The following is a 23,285-nucleotide window of genomic DNA, read 5'->3' as shown; positions in this document are numbered from 1 at the left end:
AAAGTTTGATAAAACTTTAACTGGTAGCGAATTGTTTATAAAATACTATCCTTTTATATTCGTTACTTAGATGGTACGTTTGTGCCCTAATATTTATATATGTCCAAGACTAAACAATTGCGTTATGATAAGGCTTATCTTAGGATAGCTAAAGAATGGGGAAAATTATCACATTGTAAGCGTAAGCAAGTAGGAGCACTCATTGTAAAAGATAGAATGATTATTTCAGATGGTTACAATGGTACACCAACAGGTTTCGAGAATTATTGTGAAGATGAAGAGGGTTACACCAAATGGTATGTTTTACATGCTGAAGCCAATGCGATATTAAAAGTAGCTTCATCAACACAATCGGCTAAAGGGGCTACTTTATATATTACCTTATCTCCTTGTAAGGAGTGTAGTAAGCTTATTCATCAAGCTGGCATAATTCGTGTTGTATATCAGCAAGGGTACAAAGATGACTCTGGATTACAATTTTTAGCAAAAGCAGGCATAGAGCTTGTTCAAATAGAAGATTTAAAAGCCTAGTGGCCACAAAAAATAAATACATACCACTAATTATTGGTGTTGCAATTGCAGCAGGTGTTGTTATTGGTGGAAAATTAAACTTCACAGATACTTCAGATAATCTTTTTACCACGAATAGTAAAAAGGATAAAATAAATCGGCTTATAGATTACATAGACTATGAGTATGTAGATGATGTAAATACAGATAGTATTGTAGATGTTACTGTTAATGGAATTTTAGATAATCTCGATCCACATTCTACCTATATTCCAAAAGAAGATTTAGAGCGCATTACAGAAAACATGAAAGGTGATTTTGTAGGTGTAGGAATAAATTTTTACACCTATAAAGATACTATAACCGTAGTAAAACCAACTGAAGGTGGTCCAAGTGAGCGCGCTGGAATTATGGCTGGAGATAGAATATTGATGGCAGATGGTGACACGCTTTATGGAAAAAACATCACAAACGATCTTATTACAGAAAAGCTAAAGGGTGATAAAAACACTAAGGTAAAATTGACTGTATTCAGAAAAGGTGAAGATGATTTGCTTGAGTTCACTGTAAAGCGAAAAGACATTCCTATTAAAAGTGTTGATGCGGCTTACATGCTTACAGATAACTTAGGTTATATTAAAATCAACCGTTTTGCAGAATCTACGTTTAATGAATTTAAAGATGCTCTTGATGAGCTTCAAGAACAAGGAGCTACAAAATTAGCTTTAGACTTAAGAGATAATCCAGGTGGTTTTTTAGGTATAGCAGAGCAAATTGCCGATGAATTTTTAGAAGATGATAAACTAATTTTATTTACTAGAGATAAGAAGGGAAGAGAGGAAAGAACCTATGCAACCAAGCGTGGAGATTTTGAAGATGGTGAAATTTATATCCTTATCAATGAAAATTCTGCTTCTGCAAGCGAAGTTATTGCTGGCGCTTTACAAGATAACGATAAAGGTATTATTGTCGGAAGACGATCTTACGGAAAAGGTTTAGTGCAACGTGAAATGGCATTAGGTGACGGAAGTGCGGTTCGGCTTACAGTTTCAAGATATTATACTCCAACAGGACGTTCTATTCAAAAACCTTATACTACCGGTGATAATTATAGTTATTATAATGACTATTATAAACGCTTAAGAACAGGCGAACTTGTTGATGAAAAGAATATTGAAGTAGATGATTCCTTAAAGTTTACAACTCCAAAAGGAAAAGTCGTGTATGGAGGTGGAGGCATTATACCTGATGTTTTTGTACCTGTAGATCGATTGTTTGATAACGAAACTATTAATTACCTAAGGAGAAGAGGTCATTTCGGATATTTTGTTTTTGAAGAATTAGATAAAAATAGAAGTGTTTATAAGAATGTTACTAAGTACGATTTTATAAATAATTTTGAAGTCAGCGATGATATTGTAGTTCGTTTTCAGGATTTTATTAATGAAAGAGAACGTACAAATATTACTTTCGTAGCTTATAATGATGAAATAAGACGTCTTATAAAAGCTACTCTTGCGCGTCAGTTGTTTGATGACAATGCCTTTGAGGAAATTATAAACAAAGATGATATTATGGTTGAAGAAGTTATTCTTTTAAGCCAAGAATATCCAAGCCTTCAGACTATTATAAACTAGCTATGTTTATCGTGAACTTTGGTGTGTTTTCCATCGTTCCAAAGTGTGAGAATATCTGTGGCCACATGAGCTCCACTTCCGCTAGCAATAGAAAATTGGCTCCTCCAACCTGCTAAAGTACCAGCAACATAAAGGTTCTCTTCCACTAAATGATCAGTGTTTTTTAACCAAATTCTATCTTTTTCAATTGCGGCTCTTGGGTGCGGCTCAATATAGTTTTCTAAACCTTTAATCGTTATTAAGCTTGTATAACCAACAGCAACTACAACAATTTTGGAGATGTAACTGTTTTTATTGGTTTCAACTATAAATCCTTCAGTAGTTTTTATTACCGATTTTACTTTCTCTTTTTCAATTTGTTCAACATGAGGGTATAAATTTCTTAACTGATTTTTTCCACTCTCTAGGATATCCTTGCCCAAAGTTCCAGGTTCTAGACCAAGAACATTATTAAATAATGCTGTTTGTAGATGTGAAGTCTTTTGGTGTGTTATAATACCTATTCTTTTATCTTTTGCATAAGCTTTGTCTTTAGCTGACCCTAAGACCAAAGCACAAGATAAACCTGCAGCTCCTCCACCGATAATTAATGTATCAAACATATTTTTTGTTTATTCTATCAATTAACAATATAAGTTATATTTAATGTTTCATATGTGATATTAAAATTTTTTTTGAAACAGATTTTATGAGGTTTTTATTCCGATTGTTTTTAATTCTTACAGTGTCAATCTTTTTGGGTTCCTGTAAAGGAAAAAATGAAACTGATAATTTAAATAACAAAAATGTTCATAATGAAACTGAAGCTACATACCAAGATAGTATACAAATAAAAAAAGCGAGATCTATACTTGCTGAAGCTATCAAGAATATTCAAAAAGAACGGCTGGATGGTAAAACCGAAAAACTCTTAGATAGTGCCAGGTTATATTATAAAAAATTAAAGCACATACCCATTGAAGATCTGAGTAACCTGTACAGTTATTATGATGTTTTCACTTACAAGACAAATCAACTTGATAAGAACATTCTATACAACAAAGAGTTTATTGATCTGTATAAGAATTATGATAATAAGAATTATCAAAAATTATTAATGGCAACTACAAATCTAGGTTACTCTCTAGGTGATATTGGTAAGCCATTAGATGCTCTGCAAGAAAGTGTTTTTCCTATCAAAAATACTATAGATTCTCTATTAAAGGAAACTATACCTGATTCGCTAAAACTTCAACTACAAGTTACAAAAATGGTTAATTACAGGCAGCTTATAATATATGCTCAGGAATTAGAAAACGGGAAGATATTAAGAGAGTCGGTAGATGATTTTGAAGCGTATTTGCTAGAAGATAACATTCCAAAGCAGGCTGAAGAATTTTTGCCTTATGCTCTTAGTAATTTAGCAGATGTCTGTATAGATCTAGGTGAGTTTGAAAAAGCTAAAAATCATATCTCACATTGGAAATCACTGATACCACCAAACAAGTATATAGATCAACTAATGATAATAGACTTGGAATCCAAAATTCAGGAATTGAATGAAGAATACGATCAACTGACCTTTAGTTTTGAAAAGGCAAAGGAAGTTTACGATTTAATTGAAGAAAATAATAGATTTAAGAATATGTTTTATTCTTCAATAATTCATAGAGAGGCTAAAATTGAACTCAAGAAAAAAGATTTTGACCACGAACTTTTAGATGATAAAGTTAAACGGCTCATAGAAATGAGTGTTTCGGATATAAAGAAAGACCAAATGTTTGCTTTATATGCATATGATTTAGAGGTAAAAAAAAGATTCTTGTCTAATAATTTAGATTCTATACTATATTATTTGGACGTTCACCTAGAACTCGCTAATAAATTCCAAAGAAGTGACTTTTTAAATAAACATACACTAAATAGTGTAAAATATGCTCTACTAAGAAGCGATAGTGTAGATTTAGATATTACAATCAATAATTATTTGAAACGTATTAAAGTAAATAGCTTAGATGAAATAGATGCTTCTGATATAACAAATAATCACTTGTATGGTAGTTTACACACGGCTCAAACATTAATAGAATTAAGTAATTTGATTTTAGAGAATGCTAAACTATCCAATAATCAAAATTTGTTTCAAAAATCATTTAAGTTGGCCTTGTTATCTGGAATGTTAGTGAATGAAAATAGAAGTCAATTCAACTTTAATGTTTTTGAAAAAAATCTAATTGATAATATAAATACTAATCTATTACTATGTAGATCATTATTAGAAGTAGATCATACTGAAAATAATATGTTCAATGACAATATTGTTAATGTTGTAGAGCAAAATACTAACTCGCAACTTACCATAAAAAACACTATCAATAATATTAAGTATAGTTACAACGAGGGAGTTAAAAAAGTTTTAGATACCCTCAATTTAATAGAAGTAAGGATTGCTCAGTTAAAATCTCGACTGATAAAAAATGATGATGATAAAAATCTAATTGAAGAACTTGATAGCTTAAAATTGAATAAATCAAATCTGTTATTGAGTCTAAAAAAGCAATCTTATGATAGTAAAATTAATGATGCTTTAGATTTTAATCTTGCAGAATTAAAATCTAACCTATCTAAACAAGAGGTTATTGTGCGTTTTTATGATTACGATAACTTGTATGCCTTTTTAATTTCAAAAAATAATACACAGTTTTTTAATCTTGGAAATAGTGAAGATTTATCTCAAAAGTTTTTTAATTTTTTAAGCGATGTTAAACAACTTAAAAATTACAAAAACAGTTATAATGATGTAAGTTCCAATTTGGAGTTCTTAAATAAGAACCTAAATTTTAAAAAAGTAACCATAGTACCAGAAGGTAGTGTTTCGTTACTGCCATTTGAACTCTTTTTGGACAAAAGCTTGGAAAGTGATAGAGTTGTAAACTACAATACATCTTTAAAATTAATAGGTAATATCAATAGAGACAGTAATGAACTTTTAGCATCATATTCACCTACTTATTTGGAAAAGCCAGATAATAAAAATGAATTTAGAGCATCTATAGAGCGTAGTAATAATACATACCAATTGCCTTTTGCTGAAGAAGAAGCAGCTTATGTAGCATCTCTATTTGATGGTGATTTGTATAACGGTACTACAGCTAATAAAGAGAATTTTATAAGTACGGTTTCTAATTATGGCGTGCTTCACTTAGCAATGCACGCTTATGTAGACGAAGACAATGAATATAACTCTAAGCTATTATTTTCTAGTAGCGATAGTGAAGATCATTTAGACTTAAATACAATTTACAATCTTAAGTTAAACGCTGATTTAACCACATTGAGTGCTTGTAATACAGGTTTTGGGCGTGTGGATTCAGAGGAGGGTGTTTTAAGTCTTTCAAGAGCTTTTCAATATGCTGGTAGTGATGCAACATTAACAAGTTTATGGCGTGTTCCAGATAAAGAAACTTCAATTATAATGAAGCGTTTTTATGAATATTTAAAAGAAGGTTTATCGAAAGATGAAGCACTAAAAAAAGCAAAACAAGAATACTTGAAAAGTGTTGATGACTCTAATTTAAAACACCCATATTACTGGGCAGGCTTTGTACTTACAGGAGATACATCACCAATTACTAATAGTCCTAACTATTGGATTTATATTATAGTTGGTTCCTTATTTCTTTTATTGGTGATCATCATAATGAAAAAACGTTCTAATTTAGGTTAGAACGTTTTTGAATTTTATTTCTTCAAGACTTTAAAATTTTGAACCGAGCTTTCAACTTTTATATTCAATAAATAAATACCCTTTGTTAAATTGAATATATCAATATGAGAATCCACATGAGTTAGTTTACCTTCGGCTATAGTTTTTCCTTGTAAGTCGAACAGTCGATAAGTACCATCATTTTCTATGCCATAGATATTGATTGTATTTTCTACTGGATTTAAAATACGGATGTTATGAAACGTAGGTGATGTTGTAGATAAGCTATTACTTAAATTATAAATATATACAGCACCAGGACTTCCCTCAGGTAATATGTTTCCATTGATGTCACCTCTATCTGCGTAGGCACCAACAGCTAGTTGATTACCATCCCAAGATGTAATATAACCAAACTCATTTGTGCTGTCTGGAAATGGTGGTGGAATGACATATCTGTTATCAATATTTCCATTACTATCTATATTTAGTTCCTCTACAAGCCCAGATGCTCTTGTAGAGCCATTGTATGGCACTCTACCTCCCTTATAGCTTATCAAAGCAGTGTTCCCTATCAAATTTATGGAAGCGCCATAACCAGCATTAAATTCTACATTTGGTGGTTCAACAATTTCAGTTTGAGACCAAGTATTATTCACCTTTTTGAATATATAAACAATACCACAGTCTGCAGTATTGCTAGTTCCTGGTTGAACTCTTGTTTCATTAGAAGCGCCAACTACTAATGTGCTATCGTTTATATCTAAACCATCACCAAAATCAGCATTTGCAAATCTTGTACTTGGTACTATTTTTTGCTGTAATAAGAATTGCCCCATGTTATTACTTTCGAAAACGTAGACCGCTCCTGCGAAATTTAGGGGATTGTTTCCATTAGCATCTTGTTGTTCTCCTCTAGTACCAACTGCAAGAGTGTTTCCAAATAGGGAAATTTCAGTGCCAAAGAAATCATTTGAGCTAGGTTCTGGATTATCAATACCTTGACTATAGGTTACATTACCACTATTGTCATAATCGTAAACGTGAATTTTACCACTTCTTAAAGCATTAACACTAGTGTATCTATGTTCTACTTCACTTATAAAAATTTGATTGTTGGTTAAATAAACTCTATATCCAAATAAGTGATTAAGCTGTCTTGTGGGAGCAAATATCTGATTGACCAATTCCCACTGGTTGGTAGCAGAATTATATTTATAGAGGAAAACAGCACCAGCGCTCTCTACAGTCGGAAAACCATTAGCACTATCGTTATATTTATATCTAGGTGCTCCCACAGCTATAAAATCACCATTAATTTCTACTTCGCTTGCATAATTATCATAAGATTCAAGGAATGGTGCTTTTAGTTTTTGTTCAAAAATGAAGTTACCGCTAGAGTTTTTTCTAAAAACATATGCAGCACCAGTATTAGGTTCGCTAACTGTACCATCAAATATATCTCCTCCCACTAAAATATCACCTTGTATATCTACAGCCCAACCAAAACGGTCATTAAATGAGCCATCAGGTGCCATAATTTTTTCATTAAAGGTTGAACTTTGTGAATAGGTAATTATTGATATGCAAATAAGGATAAGAGTAGTTATTTGTGTTTTCATAGGTTTTAATTTATTATAGTGAGATTATAGGTTGCTATATTCCCAAAAAAATTGATAGGTTGAACTAGAGTTATTGTAAGTTCTTATCATATCTGCTGCTATTGGATAATCGCTTTCTAGTAAATAATTGAATGAATATGTTAATGTCTCGCTAGAATTATTAGAATATGCAGTTATATCTATATTGGAGAGATTGTTTTCGTTAATGTAATAGAGTCTAAAATAAACATAGTTGCTAATACCAATAGTAACCCAATAACTAGGATTTAAATCCTGTAGGTCTACCCAAGTTACATTAGTATTCATTCCTATTTGGTTGTATAACTCGTATAATGGGTTTATAGAAGTATGGTATATTAGGTCTACATCTTGCCTTACGATATAAGATGAATTTGTGCCATTGGTATACGAGTTTACGACTCTAACAACTTGCCCTTCATTGTTGTATGTTAATGTGTATTTTTCAATATTAGAATTGTCACTATTCGTTTCGGTAACTTCTGTTAGCTGGTTTTCAGTGTTATAAATTAAATTTCTCTGTATGGTCAGTATTGGGTTACCTGTTAATGAGTGAAGTATTACAATATCTTGTCTAGTTAATTGATTCTGGATATTGTAAATTAAGGTACAACTTCCCTCATCGTTAGTTATTGTTTCTAACCTTCCATTGCTGTCATAAGTATAACTGTTGTTAGAGAAACTTGTGAGTTTATCCTCCGCAAAAATTATTGGTGTTATTGCGTTATTAGAGTTTATAATAGCTTGTGGCTTACCACTGTTTTCATAAGAAATTTGATAGTTTTCTGTATCATTAGAAAAACGCACCAGTTTAGGTGTGGGTGAGTTTTGGTTTCCTCCGTCATCATCTTTACTGCAGCCTAGAGTAATGAGGGCTATTAATAATAAAGCAAATCTTTTGATAAAATATGTCATAATAGAATGGTTTTCTATTAATGACAACCTTTACAAAAGGTAAACATGGTTAATTCAACTTTTTTAAAATTATTTCTGCAGTTTTATGCTTGTAAGATTTTTTATTTACAATTTCCTGTAACAGAGTTTTACCTTTTTCTACGTTATTACCTTTTAGGTAAGCTAAAGCCAAATACCAATTACGATGTTGAGATAGGTTATCCGAATATTGTTTATGGCTATTAAGTAATTCTATTGATTTATCTTCGTTGCCTAGTTGTAGTTCACATATAGCTTGGTAAAACAAATAATAAGATGTTGAGGTGGCTTTATATAAATCTGCAAATTGTTCTGAAGCTATTTTGTATTTCTGAGTATCATAATTTCTAAAAGCTATTGCTTTTGGGCTTTCTACTTCATTACTACGAGAATTAGGTACAATAATATTGTCATAAGGTTGAAAATATGCTGCAAATATAGCATCGTTACTTATGGGTTGATTTTGTTTCCATATACCTACAATACTAAGACATATAATTAGAGAAGCGGCAATAGCTATTTTATAATATTTAGATGTTTTTTTGTTAGCCTGCTGATGTTCAATTTGTTTTAGACGTTCTTTTAAGTCTTCTTTTTTTGTAGAAATAATAGCCTTTTTTACCTGCTCTTCTAGTTCAAATTGAGCTCTAAACTTCTCATCTGTATCGAGTAGGTTCTCAAAAACAGTTTTTTGCTCAGTACTGAGTTTGTCTTCAAAATAAAGTTCTATTAATTCTTTGTGTTCCATTTTACTTTTTTACGAGTTGTTTTAATTTTCTTAAACATCTCGATTTTTGACTTTTAACAACATCTGTATTGTCATAATTTTCAATAATTTTTATATCCTTGAGTGTTTTTCCTTTGAGGTAAAACAGCTCTAAAATTAGTTGACATTGTTTACCTAGCTTTTTAAAATTAGATTTTACCAATTGCTCTCGCTCAGATAAAACTTCTGTATCTAGGTTAAGATTTTCTAAGGTAATTTCAGAATTTATAGGTTCATCAATAATTTTGAGCTTAGAAGTACTTCTTAAATGTTCATATATCTTAAACTTACCAATACTAAAAATATAGGTTTTTATAGAGCTGGTGAAATGGGTTATTTTACCACTAAGCAAATTTTCATAAAAACTTAAAAATGCTTCCTGGTATATATCAATCAGATCTTCTTCTTTTAAAGAAAATGTCTTTCCAAAAGCCAAAAAATCACTTTTATAACTGGAGTAAAGCTTTTCAAAGGCTTTGTCACTATCCTGTAAAAGTGTTTGTATCGATGGCTCTTTATTCATTAATGTAAATAGGGCAAATAAGTAAACTCAAATTTAGAAAAAACATTTTTATGACGATTTTTATTACAAATGAATGTTTACTTTTTTTAAAAGTTGTCATTAATGGGAAAATGATTTTTCAATAACCAAAACACAAACAAATGAAAATGTTTAAAACAATTTTACTTTTACTATGTATTTCTATTATGCCATCTTGTAGTAGCGACGACTCGAATAATAATCAAGGTGATAATAATTCCTTTTTTACAAAAATAGATGGTGAGGATTTTGATGCTGATTTTGCTTCAGGTTTTGTTACCACTTTTAACACAACTATCACTATATCTGGAAGTGATGGAAATGGTAAAGAGGTAACTTTGATATTTCCTATAACAGCAACAGCTGGTAGCACTTATACAATACAAAGCCTAGATTTTGTAGCTTCTTACAATGCAGATGAAAATGATGTAAGTATGGCTAATTCAGAAGGCTCTATAACAATTACTTCTCACGATACCGATGATAAACGAGTAAGCGGTACGTTTAACTTTGTAACAGAACCTGTAATGGTAGGTTCAAGTAATGGGTATACCTTTACAGAAGGAAGCTTTAATGTAACCTACACAGAACTTTAATATTCAAATAAAGAATTGTAAGCCCATGTGCTATTTGATTTTGAGTTAGTCAAATAGTGTTTGGGCTTTATCTTTTTTTACTAAGTTTTTCTATTTTTTTTGAAACTCTAAGAATCTGTAGTAATAATATAGCACATAGTGCCGCTATAATGGTAAGGATAGCTGTGTAACTTTCTCCTTCAAAAAGTGCTTCGAAATTTAATTTTGTAGCATTAAATATAATTAACCCAATAGCAACAACCGATAAGATTAAAGTGAATATTTTCATAATAAGAATTTAAATTAACAGTGCCTTTATATTATGAGCAAATAACTTCACTGCTATGGCTAACAAAATTACACCAAAAACTTTTCTTATAATGTTAATACCATTAGATCCTATGAATTTTTCAATTTTTGCTGAGGTTTTCAAAACGATATAAATAACTATAACGTTGAATATTACAGCAACTATGATGTTTTCAATATCAAATTCAGCACGTAATGATAATAAGGTTGTTAAACTTCCTGGTCCTGCAATAAGAGGGAATGCTAACGGAAATACAGAAGCAGTAAGGGCATTACTTCCATCATCTTTATAAAGGGTGATACCTAAAATCATTTCTAAGGCTATAAAAAAGATGATAAATGCACCAGCAACGGCAAAAGAATTGACATCGATACCTATTAAGTTTAATAAACTTTTTCCTAAAAAAAGGAAAACAATCATAATAACTCCAGCAATAATTGAAGCTTTTTCACTTTGAATATGGCCAACTTTTTTGCGTAAATCTATAATGATAGGAATGTTGCCAATTATATCTATTACAGCGAAAAGGACCATAAAGGCTGTAAAAATCTGTTTAAAATTTAGTTGCATTTTATGCGCTTTTGAAATTCGGCGCAAAGGTGCGACTTTAATCATGAATTTCCATATTAAATAACCGTAAAGTTTAACTATTTTTGCGGCATGTTTCAACTCGGAAAAACCATTATCTCAGAAGAGATTATAGAAAAGGATTTTGTTTGCAATCTTTCGGCTTGTAAAGGAGCTTGCTGTATTGATGGAGATGCAGGTGCGCCTTTAGAAAAAGAAGAAGCTAAAATACTTGAGGATATTTATCCTAAAGTAAAACCTTTGTTACGAAAAGAAGGAATAAAAGCTATTGAAGCACAAGGAACGTCTATTGTTACAGATTTTGGGGATATTGAAACACCTCTCATTGATGGAGCTGATTGTGCGTATGTAATTTTTGATGAAAAAAATACGGCACTTTGTGCAATTGAAGAAGCTTATAACCAAGGTGAGATTGATTGGAAAAAGCCTGTATCGTGCCACTTGTATCCAATTCGTATAAAGGATTACACGGAATTTTCAGCAGTTAATTATGATAAATGGGAAATTTGTGATGATGCTTGTACTTTGGGTAAAGAACTTCAAGTACCTATTTACAAATTTGTAAAAGAAGCCTTGATTAGAAAATTTGGGGAAGACTGGTACGCTGAGTTAGAAAAAGTTGCTGAAAAGATGAATCAATAGCTTTGGTTCAGCAGATTTGCTATTTAATTTTTTTGATAGGTATTTTTAAAATCACTTTAGTTCCTGAAGGCTGATCATTTTCATACAAATCTTCAATTTCTAAGCTATAAGAATTAGCAAAAGACTCAGAAAAGTTGGCTAAGCGAGCTTTTGTAATATCAATTCCGACCGAATTTCTCTTTAGTTTTTTGCTTTCTTTGATTTCGGCAGAAGCTTTTCTACCAATACCATTATCTATGATTTCTACAGTTATATAATTAGCAGAAGTCTTAAGAATGTTAAGTTCTACTTTTTTATCATTTGGTTTAGACGATAAACCATGCCATAGTGCATTTTCTAAGAAAGGTTGTAGTACTAAGGAAGGTACTTTAATAACATCTGTATTTATAGAGTTATCTACATGTATTTTAAAATCTATTTGATTGGAAAAACGTATGTTTTCTATATTCATGTAGAGTTTCATCGTTTCTATTTCATCTTCTAATGAGCTCTCTTTTTCTTTTGAGGCCATTAATATTTTCCTAATCAGTTTAGAGAATTTGTTGAGGTAATAGACTGCATTTTCTTTCTCATTATTGATTATGTAAAGTTTAATTGAGTTTAATGAGTTAAAAATGAAATGCGGATTCATTTGATTTCTCAGCATATCTTGTTCAAGCGTTAAAATGCGTTTGTCTCGTTTTAACGCTTTATTTCTATTGATGATAATTAGAACAATACTCAGTATAGCAAGACCGAGAAGTGAAGTCCATAAAATTTTTCTGTTACGCTCTAAACGAAGTCTTACAGCTTCGTTTTCTGAAGCTAACGCTTTTATTTGGTTGTTTTTGTCTTCATTTTCATATTCAATAGCAATATCATTGACATATTGAAGGTTTTGCTCGGTAAGTATAGTGTTTTCAATTTCAACTGCTTTTTTGTAATAGTCTAATGACGACTTATAGTCATTATTTTTTTGGCTAAGTTTAGAAAGTAGCTTGCAAGATTGAGCAATGGATGATCTTAAATTATAATTGGTTGCAATGTCGTAGGCTTTCTTTAGATTTTTTTCTGCTGTTTCTAACTGATTAAGTTCTATCTCTAATTGCCCAAGATTGACATAAGATGAAGCAATATAAAATTTATCTTCCACCTTTAAAGCTCTGTCTAGTGCTTCGTTAATTATAGGTTCAGCATCTTCATAGTTTTTTTGTTTTAGATAAATACCTCCAATACTGTTGTAACAAATTACACGACCAATTTCTGAGTCTATTTCATTGTTATAGCTTAGCGATTTTTCATAGTTTGCTAATGCGGTATCTAAATCGCCTAAGGCTTCTTTAGCATATCCAATATTGTGATAGTTTATAGCTAAACCAAGTTTGTTATTAGCTTTACTTTCAATTTCTAATGACTTTTTAAACTGAATTATAGCATAATCATACTGTTTTAAAGCCAGATAAATATTACCAATACTGTTTTGTGAAACAGCGATGCTATTTTCTATAGTTTCGGAAGGATTAATAACAGAATAGGCAATTTTAAGTGCTTCGGTATGGTTATCTAATGCAGGTTTTATAAGGTCCATACGTCTATAAGCTACACCAATCATATTGATGCTTATGATTTTTAGTTCAATATTTTCAGCTTTTTCGGCATATGCTTTGGCTTCTTTATGAAGTGCGATAGACTGATCGTAATTGGAAATATTTCTATTAATTATGCCAAGAGCATTAAGTGAAAAGCAAATACCTTCATTGTAATCATCAGCTCTAAAAGTTTTTAAAGCCAGTTTCATTTTAGTGCTGTCTCTTTCAAAACTGCCAAAAATAGAATCGATTACTTCATATTTTGTAGGTTTCTCGTTTTGAATATACTTTAATGTAGTTTCAAAATTAACGTCTTGGGAAAAAGCAACTTGAGAAAATGTAAGTGCTAAAACGAAAATAAATTTATAAACCGATAGACGTTTCATTAACTATAATTTTTCAAGAAAATCAGATTTTCTTTGTCTGGCAACAGGGATTTTTTGATCACTATCCATAATCACATAACCTTCGTTTTTTATAAAAGCTTTAATCTTATTTAGGTTAATAACGTACGAATTGTGAATTCTAAAAAAATAATGTTCAGGTAAAATTTTATCTATTTCCTTAAGCTTTTTGGTAACCACAATTTTCTTCTGATCTTTTAAAAAGAGTGTACAGTAGTTGCCGTCAGATTCAACATAAATGATATCATCAACATCTAGGAATAAGAGTTTCCCATCAGTGTTTATGGTAATACGTTTTTTATCAAATTGCGAATTAAAATTAGAAAGCATTTGTTCTAATTTTGCAGAATTAATATTGCGTTCGCTATGTTTCTTAATTTTTTTTATGGAATCTTTTAAGTCGTCAGAGTCTATTGGTTTTAAAAGATAATCGATAGCTTCGTGCTTTAATGCTTTAATTGCATATTCATCATAAGCTGTGGTAATAATTACTGCAAAATCAATGTCTTTTAGCTTTTCCAAAAATTGAAAACCACCAATTGTTGGCATTTGTACATCTAAAAACAAACAATCTGGTATGTGAGATTCTAAAAACTGTAGCGCCTTATTTGGGTCAGTAAAAGAGGCAATCACTTCAATATCTTTTTTAAAGTTACCGAGCTCCCAAATTAAGCTTTGGATAGCTTTAGGTTCGTCATCAACAATTACAGCTTTTAACATAGTGAAAACTTTAAAACATAAATATATACATATAATAAATGCGATGCTTACAAATATGTGTGTGATGTTTGGTTTTATGTATAATGAGTTATTTCTGATAGTTCGGAATTTTCCGAAACCAGTTATACATTTTTTTAAACCAGTTATACAATGAGGTTTACCAGCAGAGTATATAATTAAGATATTTGTATAACAATCTATAAAGGGTAAAGTGGGGACTTACCTCTATAGTTTAAGCTATTAATCTGTAAAAGTCGAAATTTTAGGTTTAGACTTTTATGGTGTTAATTTTAAGGATAAGCAATTTCAATGTTGCTTTTCATTAATTTAGTTAGTTATTAGGGAAGAAAAAGAGCGTTTAATTCAAGCGCTCTTTTTTTATTTAACCCTTTTCCTTTTGAAAATAAACTTCATGTTTTTTTGATTAATAGTTGTCTAAAAAGCATATAAGCTAGAAGTCTAACGAATATTTATGTATTAATAACGATAATTTACTTTGGTTAAGGTTTTGATATATAGCTTTTTTCTATATTGAAAAATAAACCGTTAGTAAATTATAAAGGAATGGAAGAATTGAATATCTCTGCTGCAAGTCAATCTGGTTGCTCAATATGTAAAACACCTATGGTGTCAGAAAATATTTTTTGTCCAGAGTGTGGCTTTCCCGAAAACGGTACAGATAAAGATGTTGCTCAATTTCATGCACGAAATGCGATGAAAAATAATGAGCATATGGATGCAGATAAAAAAATTAAATCAGCAAGAAACGTACTTTACGTTTTAGCTGGGTTTACTATTGTCTTTGGTATTATATACTTTTTTATTGAGAAAGATGTTGCGATTTTAGTGACAAACGTAATATTGGGACTTATCTATTTAGTTTTGGGTTCATGGACTACTAAAAAGCCATTAGTAGCTATTTTATTGGGTTTTTTGTTATACTTAACAGTTATCATTATTTCTGCAATAGTTGAGCCTTCATCAATAGTTAGAGGTGTGATATTTAAAATTATTATTATTGGTTATTTGGCTAAAGGAGTATATTCAGCATCATCTATTAAGAAATAGATTAACTCTATGAGCCAAATTTGTAATAGCTGTAATACCATTTATCAAGATGAGGCAAAATTTTGCACGAATTGTGGTAAGTCACTTGTAAAAAGAGCTGCCGAAACACGTGCAGAATCATTGAATTCTATCATTGTTTTTTATGTGATTTTTTTGGTATATGCCGTTGTATCTTATTTTTTATACAGTGAATATCCAACAAGTTTAAGTGTAGAGATAGGTTTAGAAAGTGTTTTTGCGCTTCTTGTTATTGGTTTTTCTCTAATAGACTACAAGAATATTTTACGCTTATATAAAATTCCATATGTAAATTGGAAAATCATATTTTTCTCGTTTATTTTTCCCGTATTTTCTGCTCTAACAGTCTATTTCTTTACGGATTATACTAATTCATTCTTATTCGATTCAGAGACCGATAATTATTATTTAGGATATATTTATTTAGAGAATCCTATGTTTTGGGCTATTTTATTCATAGCTATTACACCTCCAATTTTTGAAGAATTGGCTTTTAGAGGATTTTTATTTAACCAACTGCAAAAAGTAGTTAGCGAAAGAGTAACCATCATAGCAACTGCATTTATTTTTGCTTTGGTTCACTTTTCTTTTATTTCGCTACTTTGGATATTTCCATTTGGAATTGTTTTGGGCTATTTAAGAAGTAAGTACAATACTTTGTGGTATGGTATTATAATTCATTTCATCCATAATTTTTTGGTCTTGATGATGGATTACTATTTTTATAATTCAAGTTTGTCTATATAAAAAAAGCATCCAATGCCGAGTTTTACGGGAGGATGCTTTTTATAAAATTTTACCTTTTATTTCAATGGATTAATTTGCTTCCATTAAAGCAAAGAATTTATCAATATTAGGTAAAAGTATAATACGTGTTCTTCTGTTTTTAGAACGGTTTTCTCTAGTGTCATTATCAACAAGAGGTTGGTAGCTGCTACGACCTGAAGCAATTAATTTTGCCGGATCTACGTCATAGTCATTCTGTAATTTTCTTACTACAGATGTAGCTCTTAAAACACTAAGATCCCAATTGTCTGCAATTTTCTCAGTACTTATAGTTCTAGAGTCCGTATGACCTTCAACCATTACATCAATACTTTCTTCAGAATTAATAACATCTGCTAACTTCTGAAGTATGTTGTTTGCTTTACTACTTATTCTATAACTTCCTGTATTGAATAACATTTTGTCTGAGATTGAAATCATTACTACCGTTTCATTAATGTTTACAGCAATATCTTCATCTTCATTTAAATCTGAAGTGTCCATAGATTTAGCTAAGTTATACTGAACAGCTAAATTCATAGAATCTTTTAAGGTCTTAGCTTTAGCTAATTCTTCTTGATCAACATTCTTTAAAGTCGCAAGCATTTTTCGCTTACTCTCATTAGAAAGTACAGTGCCATCCTCATTGACATCTATTTTAATGTCATTTTCTATTTTAAGACCTTCAACATCATCATTTAGTGAGTTGATTTTAGAGTTGTATTCATCTACACGTGCTTGGATTTTTGCAAACTTATTCTCTAAGTCTTCTTTTTCTACTCTAGTTTTGGTTAGCTCACTTTTAATCTGGCCATTTTCTTCTTGCAAAGCCACATATTTCTTTTTAGAAACACATGAGCTTACTAAGATTGCTGTAACTAAAAGGATTGAAATTTTCTTCATATTGTGTTTTTAGGTTAATTAAATACACTATTATATACGATGAAAGTTTATTTTTAGACGTTGAAATACGTATAATTTTAATAAAAAATGCCTAAGATGATCATCTTAGGCATTTTGCAAAATATATTTTTGAGGAATTTTATTCTTCTTCCTTGTCTTTGTCAATTGTTAAAGTAGCTGGTTTTACAGAACTATCATGTGCTCCATAATATTCATCCAAAAGATTCATGGTTGCCGTTAATAGGTCTTTAGTTTCTAAAAGTAAACTAAAGTAAAGCGTTGTGTTCTTTGGACTAGATTCTTCATTGCGTGTACGTTCTACTTGCTTTTGAATCTTTTCTTTAACAAGTTCAAATACTTCTGCTTTTTTGTCTAAAACAGCACCAATTTTTTCAAATGAACGAGATTCAAATGCGTTTTGTGTTGTAGTAAATAAAGCTTCCATACGAGCATCTAAATCCTTAAGCTCTTTAATTTGACTAAATTTTAATTTTTTGTGATTATTGTTGATATGCTTGTGGCTCACTTTAGAAATGTATTCTAGGGATTGAGTCATATCTTGTAAGTAACCTAAAATATTGATGTAAAAGTTACTTGCAGCTAAACTAGGCTCTTCTAAATTTTTAATGAAATAGAAAATGTGATCTCTTAAGTCATCTATTTCACTTGAAAGTTTATCTATTTGTTTTTTATTCTTTTTTAAGAGCTTTAAATCCTGAACAGCTAAACCATTAATAGCTGAGGTATATATTCTGTTACCGCGCTTTACAACGCTTGCAATGTTTGCGGCACTTTCGTGAATAACACCTTGGGTAGAGCTACTCTCAGCTTTCTCTAGCTGATCTTCTTCTTTCATTATTTTAGAGCTCTTACGGTGCGACAAATAACTTTTTAATAAAAGCACCAGAGCAAGAACAAGAAGTCCAACTAAAGCATATCCTTTTCCGTAGAATAAGATAACAGCCATGATTGCCGCAGCTACAAAAGCACTGAATGCAGTGAAAAACCAACCACCAATAACATTCAAAACACCTGCAACTCTATAAACAGCACTTTCACTTCCCCAAGCTTTATCTGCTAAAGAAGTACCCATAGCAACCATAAAAGTAACGTATGTGGTTGATAATGGAAGTTTCATTGAGGTCGCTATAGAAATCAATACACTGGCAACCATTAAGTTTACAGCTGCTCTTACCAAATCAAAAGCTGGTAAATCTTGAGTTTTAGCTATAACTTTAGGCTTAACAAAACGTTTTTCAGCCCAATTTTTATAGTTTTCAGGAAGTATATTGTTCACGCTTTCAGATAAGCCTATCGTTAGTCTTACAATATTTCTTGAAAGGAAGTTTGGTTCAAAACGTTCCTTGCCTTCATCTTGTCTAGATAGGTCTACAGAAGTCTTTACCACAGCCTTAGCTTTGCTAGAGAACCAAAGTGTTAATACCATTACAAGTCCAGCAATTAGGAGCAGAATAGGTTTTGTAGGTACTTTTCCAGCTAAACCTTCCATGCTATATTCAGATGGAGATATTCCTGTTGCTAAGTAAGCTTCATACCATTTTTGGTATGAGTCGTATCCAGCCATTGGCACACCAATAAAATTTACCAAGTCGTTACCAGCAAAAGCAACAGCCAAAGCAAAAGTACCGATGATAATAATTATGGTATAGATGTTAGATTTCAAGAAGTTGATAGCAACATATGATATTACAGTAAGTACAACAAAACTAATCCCTATTAAGGCCAAAGGATTTGAAGTAATGAGTTCAGTAATTTCAGGACTCATAAAAGAGGCGTTTTTAACCCCTTTAATAAGTATAAAATACAATATGGCTGTTGTTGCTAAACCACTAAAAACAGCACCATACCATGATGGTTTTTCCTGAAACTTGAAAGTCAATAATAGTCTAGATACGTATTGAATTATAGCACCAACAGTAAAAGCAACAACTACTGAGAGTAGGATACCAAGAATAATTTCAATCGCTTTAGCGTCGTTTATATAGTTGGTTAAATCTAAAATAGTTTCATTGCTATCAGCATAGATTTTTATTAATGCTACAGCTACAGAGGCACCTAATAATTCAAAAACGATAGAAACTGTAGTAGAGGTTGGTAGACCAAGTGTATTAAAAAAATCGAGGAGTAGTATGTCAGTAAGCATTACTGCCATGAAAATGACCATAATCTCATCAAACATAAATTCTCCAGGGTTGAAAATTCCCTTACGTGCTACCTCCATCATACCACTAGAGGTCATAGCTCCAACAGCAACACCTAAGCTGGCAACAATCATTATGGTTTTGAAGGAGACGGCTTTAGAACCTATAGCCGAGTTTAGGAAGTTAACAGCATCATTACTTACACCAACAACTAAATCTGCTATTGCTAAAAACGCCAAAGCAGCAAGCATATAGATATAAAGGTTTTCCATTTAATTCAAAGCTAAAATTGTACGCAAATTTCTTCTTTTAATTTGAACGTTATGTTAACTAAAGGTTATGTTCTTTGTAAGTCCTTAAAAAAAAGATTAACTGAGAACAATAGTTATCACTAGTATTTAGTGTAATATTATGAAATGTTACGAAATTTTAATTTAATAAAAACCTGAAAAACAAGTAATTAAAACTCTTATGTTAACTTAATGTTATGTAATTGTTGTTTAAATGTAAAATTAATGTTATGTTTGTAAGGTTATTATTAATTAAAGCCCAAATAGTTATGAGAAAGATAGTAATATTTTTGATGATGTTGAGTGTTGGTTATACCTACGCACAAAAAGAAAGAAGTTTAAAACTAAATAAAGAAACTAACTTAATTGAGGTGACTTATTACCACGACAATGGTAATGTAAGTCAAACAGGTTTTTATACAGCAGAGGGTAAGTTGCATGGGGATTGGTTTGCTTATGATGTTCAAGGAGAAAAAACAGTTTCTGCAAAGTATGATAATGGAAATAAAGTAGGGAAATGGTTCTACTGGAACAATGATTCTCTTAAAGAAGTAGACTACAAAAAAGGTGCTATTGCATCAGTTAGCGAATGGACAGAAAGCAAAACAATAATAGCTTCTAATTAGTCAGATTGAAATTGAAATAAGATTTTAAAAAAGAAAAACCCGCTTCATCTGAAGCGGGTTTTTTATTTATAATAAAATTTATTCTTAGTTGTTAATCCAAGAGAAATCACCTGAAGTGGTTGTAGAAGAAGCATAAGAAGCAGCTTCATCTGCATTAGCTCCATCCGCTTGAACGTTTGAAGCAGGTGCATTGTCTCTAAAATCAAATTGTGTATCAAAACCAGTTAAAGTTAAACCGTTTATAGTACAACCAGAGTTGTTTTTAATTTGAATACCTGTTCCACCAGTAGAAGAAACAGCTGTAAAGTTAACTAGAGTAGGGTTGTTGTTAGGACCATCAGCCTCAATTGCAGTAGAGAAACCAGCAATTGTTAAGTTGATATAAGCATTAGTTAAAGTACCGTTCCAACCTTCAGTCCAGTCAACAGCATCATCCTCTAAGTTTTCAGCATAGAAGTTAGTAACGCTAACCGTACCACCAAAGAACTCAACACCATCGTCAGCCCCTTCAATAACAGCAACGTTATCGATAGTTGTACCAGAACCAACAGCATAAAGAGTTAAACCATTAAACTGAGAATCAGCATTGATTTGAGCACCAGTATTTCTAAGGATTAAATAATCGATATTACCAGAAGAATCTGTATCGTTAGTACCACCGTACACTAAACCACCAACTTCAGCGATAGCGTTAACACCTTCACTAGTAGTCGCATCACCACAAAGTAATAAACCACCCCAAGCTTCACCATCGTTAGAACGCATAACAACAGGGCTAGAAGCATCACCTTGGATATCGATCATACCACCTTTTAAAACAGCGATATAGTTAGCAGTACCAGAAGCAGAAACGATTTCAGTTCCAGCAGGAATAGTTAAAGTAGCACCACTGTTTACTAATACAGGACCACTTATTGTATAAACAACTGAAGGATCTAAAGACATACTAGAAGTAATGTTTGCTGGTAAAGCACTACCCTCAACACCACTGTTGTTTGTAGCCCAAGCAAATAAACTTGCGTTAGTAGAAGAAGAAGCAAATACAGCATCATCAGCAGTATCAGCATCTGCACCATCAATTTGTAAGTTAGAAGCAGGTGCGTTATCTCTAAAATCTAAGTAAGTATCAAAACCAGTTAAAGTTAAACCATTGATTGTTGCACCAGAGTTGTTTTTGATTTGAATTGCAGTTCCTCCAGTAGAAGAAATTGCAGTAAAGTTAACTAGAGTAGGGTTGTTGTTAGGACCATCAGCTTCAATTGCAGTAGAGAAACCACCTATAGTAGCAGTAACATATGCATTAGTTAAAGTACCGTTCCAACCTTCAGTCCAGTCAACAGCATCATCCTCTAAGTTTTCAGCATAGAAGTTAGTAACGCTAACCGTACCACCAAAGAACTCAACACCATCGTCAGCCCCTTCAATAACAGCAACGTTATCGATAGTTGTACCAGAACCAACAGCATAAAGAGTTAAACCATTAAACTGAGAATCAGCATTGATTTGCGCACCAGTATTTCTAAGGATTAAATAATCGATATTACCAGAAGAATCTGTATCGTTAGTACCACCGTACACTAAACCACCAACTTCAGCGATAGCGTTAACACCTTCACTAGTAGTAGCATCACCACAAAGTAATAAACCACCCCAAGCTTCACCGTCGTTAGAACGCATAACAACAGGGCTAGAAGCATCACCTTGGATATCGATCATACCACCTTTTAAAACAGCGATATAGTTAGCAGTACCAGAAGCAGAAACGATTTCAGTTCCAGCAGGAATAGTTAAAGTAGCACCACTGTTTACTAATACAGGACCGCTAACAGAATATTGAACAGTAGGATCTAGTGTAATACTAGCAGTAATATTTGCAGGTAAAACACCATCTTCATTAATACTAGCGTTTGTTACCCAAGTAAAATTGCTAGCGTTGTTGTTTGATGAGTTGTATACAGCGTCATCTGCAGTATCAGCATCAGCACCGTCAATTTGTAAGTTAGAAACAGGAGCGTTATCTCTAAAGTCGAAAGTAGTTTCAAAACCAGTTAAAGTTAAACCATTTATTGTTGCACCTGAATCATTTTTGATTTGAATTGCAGTTCCTCCAGTAGAAGAAACAGCTGTAAAATTAACTAAAGTAGGGTTGTTGTTAGCACCATCAGCTTCAATTGCCGTTGAGAAATTCTCAAGTGTGTTAACTACATAGGCATTAGTTAAAGTACCATTCCAACCTTCAGTCCAGTCAACAGAATCATCTTGATTGTTTTCTAAGTAAAGGTTGTTTGGAGAGACAGTACCACCAAAAAACTCAACGCCATCATCAGTTCCATTGATAATAGCAACATTATCGATAGTTGTACCAGAACCAACAGCATAAAGTGTTAAACCATTAAACTGAGAATCAGCATTGATTTGAGCACCAGCATCTCTAATAATTAAATAGTCGATGTTACCAGAATCATCTGCATCATTTGTTCCACCGTAAGATAATTGACCAACTTCCGCAGTTGCATTAGTTCCTTCAGTTGTAGTTGCGTTACCACAAATTACAAGTCCACCCCAAGCACCAGCAGTACCATTAGATTTCATGATAACTGGACTATCTGCAGTACCTTGTACATCTATTTTACCTCCTTGTAATACAGCAATGTAGTTTTCTGTTCCAACGTTAGAAGTAATTTCAGTTCCAGCTGGAATAGTAAGAGTCATGTTTGTTGGTACAGTAAGAACACCATTTACAGTATAAGATACTGCTGGGTCTAAAGTTCTACTTTCAGTAAGTGCTCCAGAAAGAATAGATTCTGCTCCTGGGCCACTACCACCGCCATTATCATCATCATTGTTACATGATGTAAATAGCACACCTGTAATTGCTACAAGGCTTAATAATTTACTTAATTTTCTCATCATTGTTAATTTAAGATTTAATTG

Annotated in this window: 20 protein-coding genes; 8 read left to right on the top strand and 12 right to left on the bottom strand. The window is 31.8% G+C overall.

The genetic code is table 11. From position 1 onward, the window contains the following. Nucleotides 1-99 precede the first annotated feature (99 nt). Nucleotides 100-531, top strand: coding sequence for a deoxycytidylate deaminase (locus AC2H4K_RS06325; RefSeq protein WP_281140428.1), 432 nt, complete (start codon nucleotides 100-102; stop codon nucleotides 529-531). Then, nucleotides 531-2,147, top strand: a complete 1,617-nt coding sequence (locus AC2H4K_RS06320) for a S41 family peptidase (RefSeq protein WP_493742987.1) — start codon at nucleotides 531-533, stop codon at nucleotides 2,145-2,147. The genes AC2H4K_RS06325 and AC2H4K_RS06320 overlap by 1 nt, the downstream gene beginning before the upstream one ends. On the opposite strand, the gene AC2H4K_RS06315 is transcribed toward AC2H4K_RS06320, so the two are convergent. Continuing rightward, nucleotides 2,144-2,749, bottom strand: coding sequence for an FAD-dependent oxidoreductase (locus tag AC2H4K_RS06315; protein WP_493742986.1), 606 nt, complete (start codon nucleotides 2,747-2,749; stop codon nucleotides 2,144-2,146). The genes AC2H4K_RS06320 and AC2H4K_RS06315 overlap by 4 nt on opposite strands. Nucleotides 2,750-2,835: 86 nt before the next feature. Here AC2H4K_RS06315 and AC2H4K_RS06310 point away from each other — a divergent pair, with 86 nt between their 5' ends. Next, nucleotides 2,836-5,853, top strand: coding sequence for a CHAT domain-containing protein (locus tag AC2H4K_RS06310; protein WP_493742985.1), 3,018 nt, complete (start codon nucleotides 2,836-2,838; stop codon nucleotides 5,851-5,853). Nucleotides 5,854-5,867: 14 nt separating this feature from the next. Here the strand turns inward: AC2H4K_RS06310 and AC2H4K_RS06305 are convergent, their stop codons facing one another. From AC2H4K_RS06305 to AC2H4K_RS06290, 4 genes are read right to left on the bottom strand one after another with little or no spacing between them, the layout of a single operon-like run. Further along, nucleotides 5,868-7,454 carry a T9SS type A sorting domain-containing protein gene (locus AC2H4K_RS06305; protein WP_281140423.1) on the bottom strand — a complete coding sequence of 529 codons (1,587 nt, stop codon included), beginning with the start codon at nucleotides 7,452-7,454 and terminating at the stop codon, nucleotides 5,868-5,870. Between the two features lie 24 nt (nucleotides 7,455-7,478). Next, nucleotides 7,479-8,387, bottom strand: coding sequence for a hypothetical protein (locus AC2H4K_RS06300; RefSeq protein ID WP_281140422.1), 909 nt, complete (start codon nucleotides 8,385-8,387; stop codon nucleotides 7,479-7,481). 49 nt (nucleotides 8,388-8,436) lie between these two features. Continuing rightward, a complete protein-coding gene (locus tag AC2H4K_RS06295) occupies nucleotides 8,437-9,153 on the bottom strand; it encodes a hypothetical protein (RefSeq protein WP_281140421.1) in 717 nt (238 codons plus the stop codon). Nucleotide 9,154: 1 nt separating this feature from the next. Continuing rightward, complete coding sequence (locus tag AC2H4K_RS06290) at nucleotides 9,155-9,694, bottom strand: sigma-70 family RNA polymerase sigma factor (RefSeq protein ID WP_281140420.1); 540 nt, start codon at nucleotides 9,692-9,694, stop codon at nucleotides 9,155-9,157. A 140-nt stretch (nucleotides 9,695-9,834) separates the two neighbouring features. Between AC2H4K_RS06290 and AC2H4K_RS06285 the strand changes: the two genes are divergently transcribed. Next, a complete protein-coding gene (locus AC2H4K_RS06285) occupies nucleotides 9,835-10,308 on the top strand; it encodes a hypothetical protein (protein ID WP_281140419.1) in 474 nt (157 codons plus the stop codon). A 67-nt stretch (nucleotides 10,309-10,375) separates the two neighbouring features. Here the strand turns inward: AC2H4K_RS06285 and AC2H4K_RS06280 are convergent, their stop codons facing one another. After that, a complete protein-coding gene (locus tag AC2H4K_RS06280; protein ID WP_281140418.1) occupies nucleotides 10,376-10,576 on the bottom strand; it encodes a hypothetical protein in 201 nt (66 codons plus the stop codon). Nucleotides 10,577-10,585: 9 nt separating this feature from the next. Then, on the bottom strand, nucleotides 10,586-11,167 hold the full coding sequence (locus AC2H4K_RS06275) for a MarC family protein (RefSeq protein WP_281140417.1): 582 nt from the start codon (nucleotides 11,165-11,167) through the stop codon (nucleotides 10,586-10,588). Nucleotides 11,168-11,257: 90 nt separating this feature from the next. Between AC2H4K_RS06275 and AC2H4K_RS06270 the strand changes: the two genes are divergently transcribed. Next, nucleotides 11,258-11,827 (top strand): DUF3109 family protein, encoded by a 570-nt coding sequence (locus AC2H4K_RS06270; protein WP_281140416.1) that lies wholly within the window; start codon nucleotides 11,258-11,260, stop codon nucleotides 11,825-11,827. 19 nt (nucleotides 11,828-11,846) lie between these two features. On the opposite strand, the gene AC2H4K_RS06265 is transcribed toward AC2H4K_RS06270, so the two are convergent. Together AC2H4K_RS06265 and AC2H4K_RS06260 are read right to left on the bottom strand one after the other, a co-directional pair. Beyond that, nucleotides 11,847-13,781 carry a tetratricopeptide repeat-containing sensor histidine kinase gene (locus tag AC2H4K_RS06265; protein ID WP_281140415.1) on the bottom strand — a complete coding sequence of 645 codons (1,935 nt, stop codon included), beginning with the start codon at nucleotides 13,779-13,781 and terminating at the stop codon, nucleotides 11,847-11,849. A gap of 3 nt (nucleotides 13,782-13,784) precedes the next feature. Next, entirely contained in the window at nucleotides 13,785-14,519 is a 735-nt protein-coding gene (locus AC2H4K_RS06260) for a LytR/AlgR family response regulator transcription factor (protein WP_281140414.1), read from the bottom strand. A 531-nt stretch (nucleotides 14,520-15,050) separates the two neighbouring features. Here AC2H4K_RS06260 and AC2H4K_RS06255 point away from each other — a divergent pair. After that, nucleotides 15,051-15,587 carry a hypothetical protein gene (locus tag AC2H4K_RS06255; RefSeq protein ID WP_493742984.1) on the top strand — a complete coding sequence of 179 codons (537 nt, stop codon included), beginning with the start codon at nucleotides 15,051-15,053 and terminating at the stop codon, nucleotides 15,585-15,587. Between the two features lie 9 nt (nucleotides 15,588-15,596). Next, complete coding sequence (locus AC2H4K_RS06250) at nucleotides 15,597-16,352, top strand: CPBP family intramembrane glutamic endopeptidase (protein WP_281140412.1); 756 nt, start codon at nucleotides 15,597-15,599, stop codon at nucleotides 16,350-16,352. A 69-nt stretch (nucleotides 16,353-16,421) separates the two neighbouring features. Here the strand turns inward: AC2H4K_RS06250 and AC2H4K_RS06245 are convergent, their stop codons facing one another. Further along, nucleotides 16,422-17,273: an OmpA/MotB family protein gene (locus tag AC2H4K_RS06245; RefSeq protein WP_281140411.1), complete on the bottom strand. Its 852-nt coding sequence runs from the start codon at nucleotides 17,271-17,273 to the stop codon at nucleotides 16,422-16,424. Between the two features lie 139 nt (nucleotides 17,274-17,412). Next, a complete protein-coding gene (locus tag AC2H4K_RS06240; protein WP_281140410.1) occupies nucleotides 17,413-19,707 on the bottom strand; it encodes an inorganic phosphate transporter in 2,295 nt (764 codons plus the stop codon). Between the two features lie 287 nt (nucleotides 19,708-19,994). On the opposite strand from AC2H4K_RS06240, the gene AC2H4K_RS06235 reads away from it, so the two are divergent. Next, nucleotides 19,995-20,351, top strand: a complete 357-nt coding sequence (locus AC2H4K_RS06235; RefSeq protein WP_281140409.1) for a toxin-antitoxin system YwqK family antitoxin — start codon at nucleotides 19,995-19,997, stop codon at nucleotides 20,349-20,351. Nucleotides 20,352-20,435: 84 nt separating this feature from the next. On the opposite strand, the gene AC2H4K_RS06230 is transcribed toward AC2H4K_RS06235, so the two are convergent. Then, on the bottom strand, nucleotides 20,436-23,261 hold the full coding sequence (locus AC2H4K_RS06230) for a beta strand repeat-containing protein (RefSeq protein WP_348634908.1): 2,826 nt from the start codon (nucleotides 23,259-23,261) through the stop codon (nucleotides 20,436-20,438). Between the last annotated feature and the right edge of the window lie 24 nt (nucleotides 23,262-23,285).

This window comes from Winogradskyella sp. 266wxhm (assembly GCF_058964685.1).
Note: the sequence above shows the minus strand (reverse complement) of the source record. Positions and strands in the feature narration are given on the sequence as shown.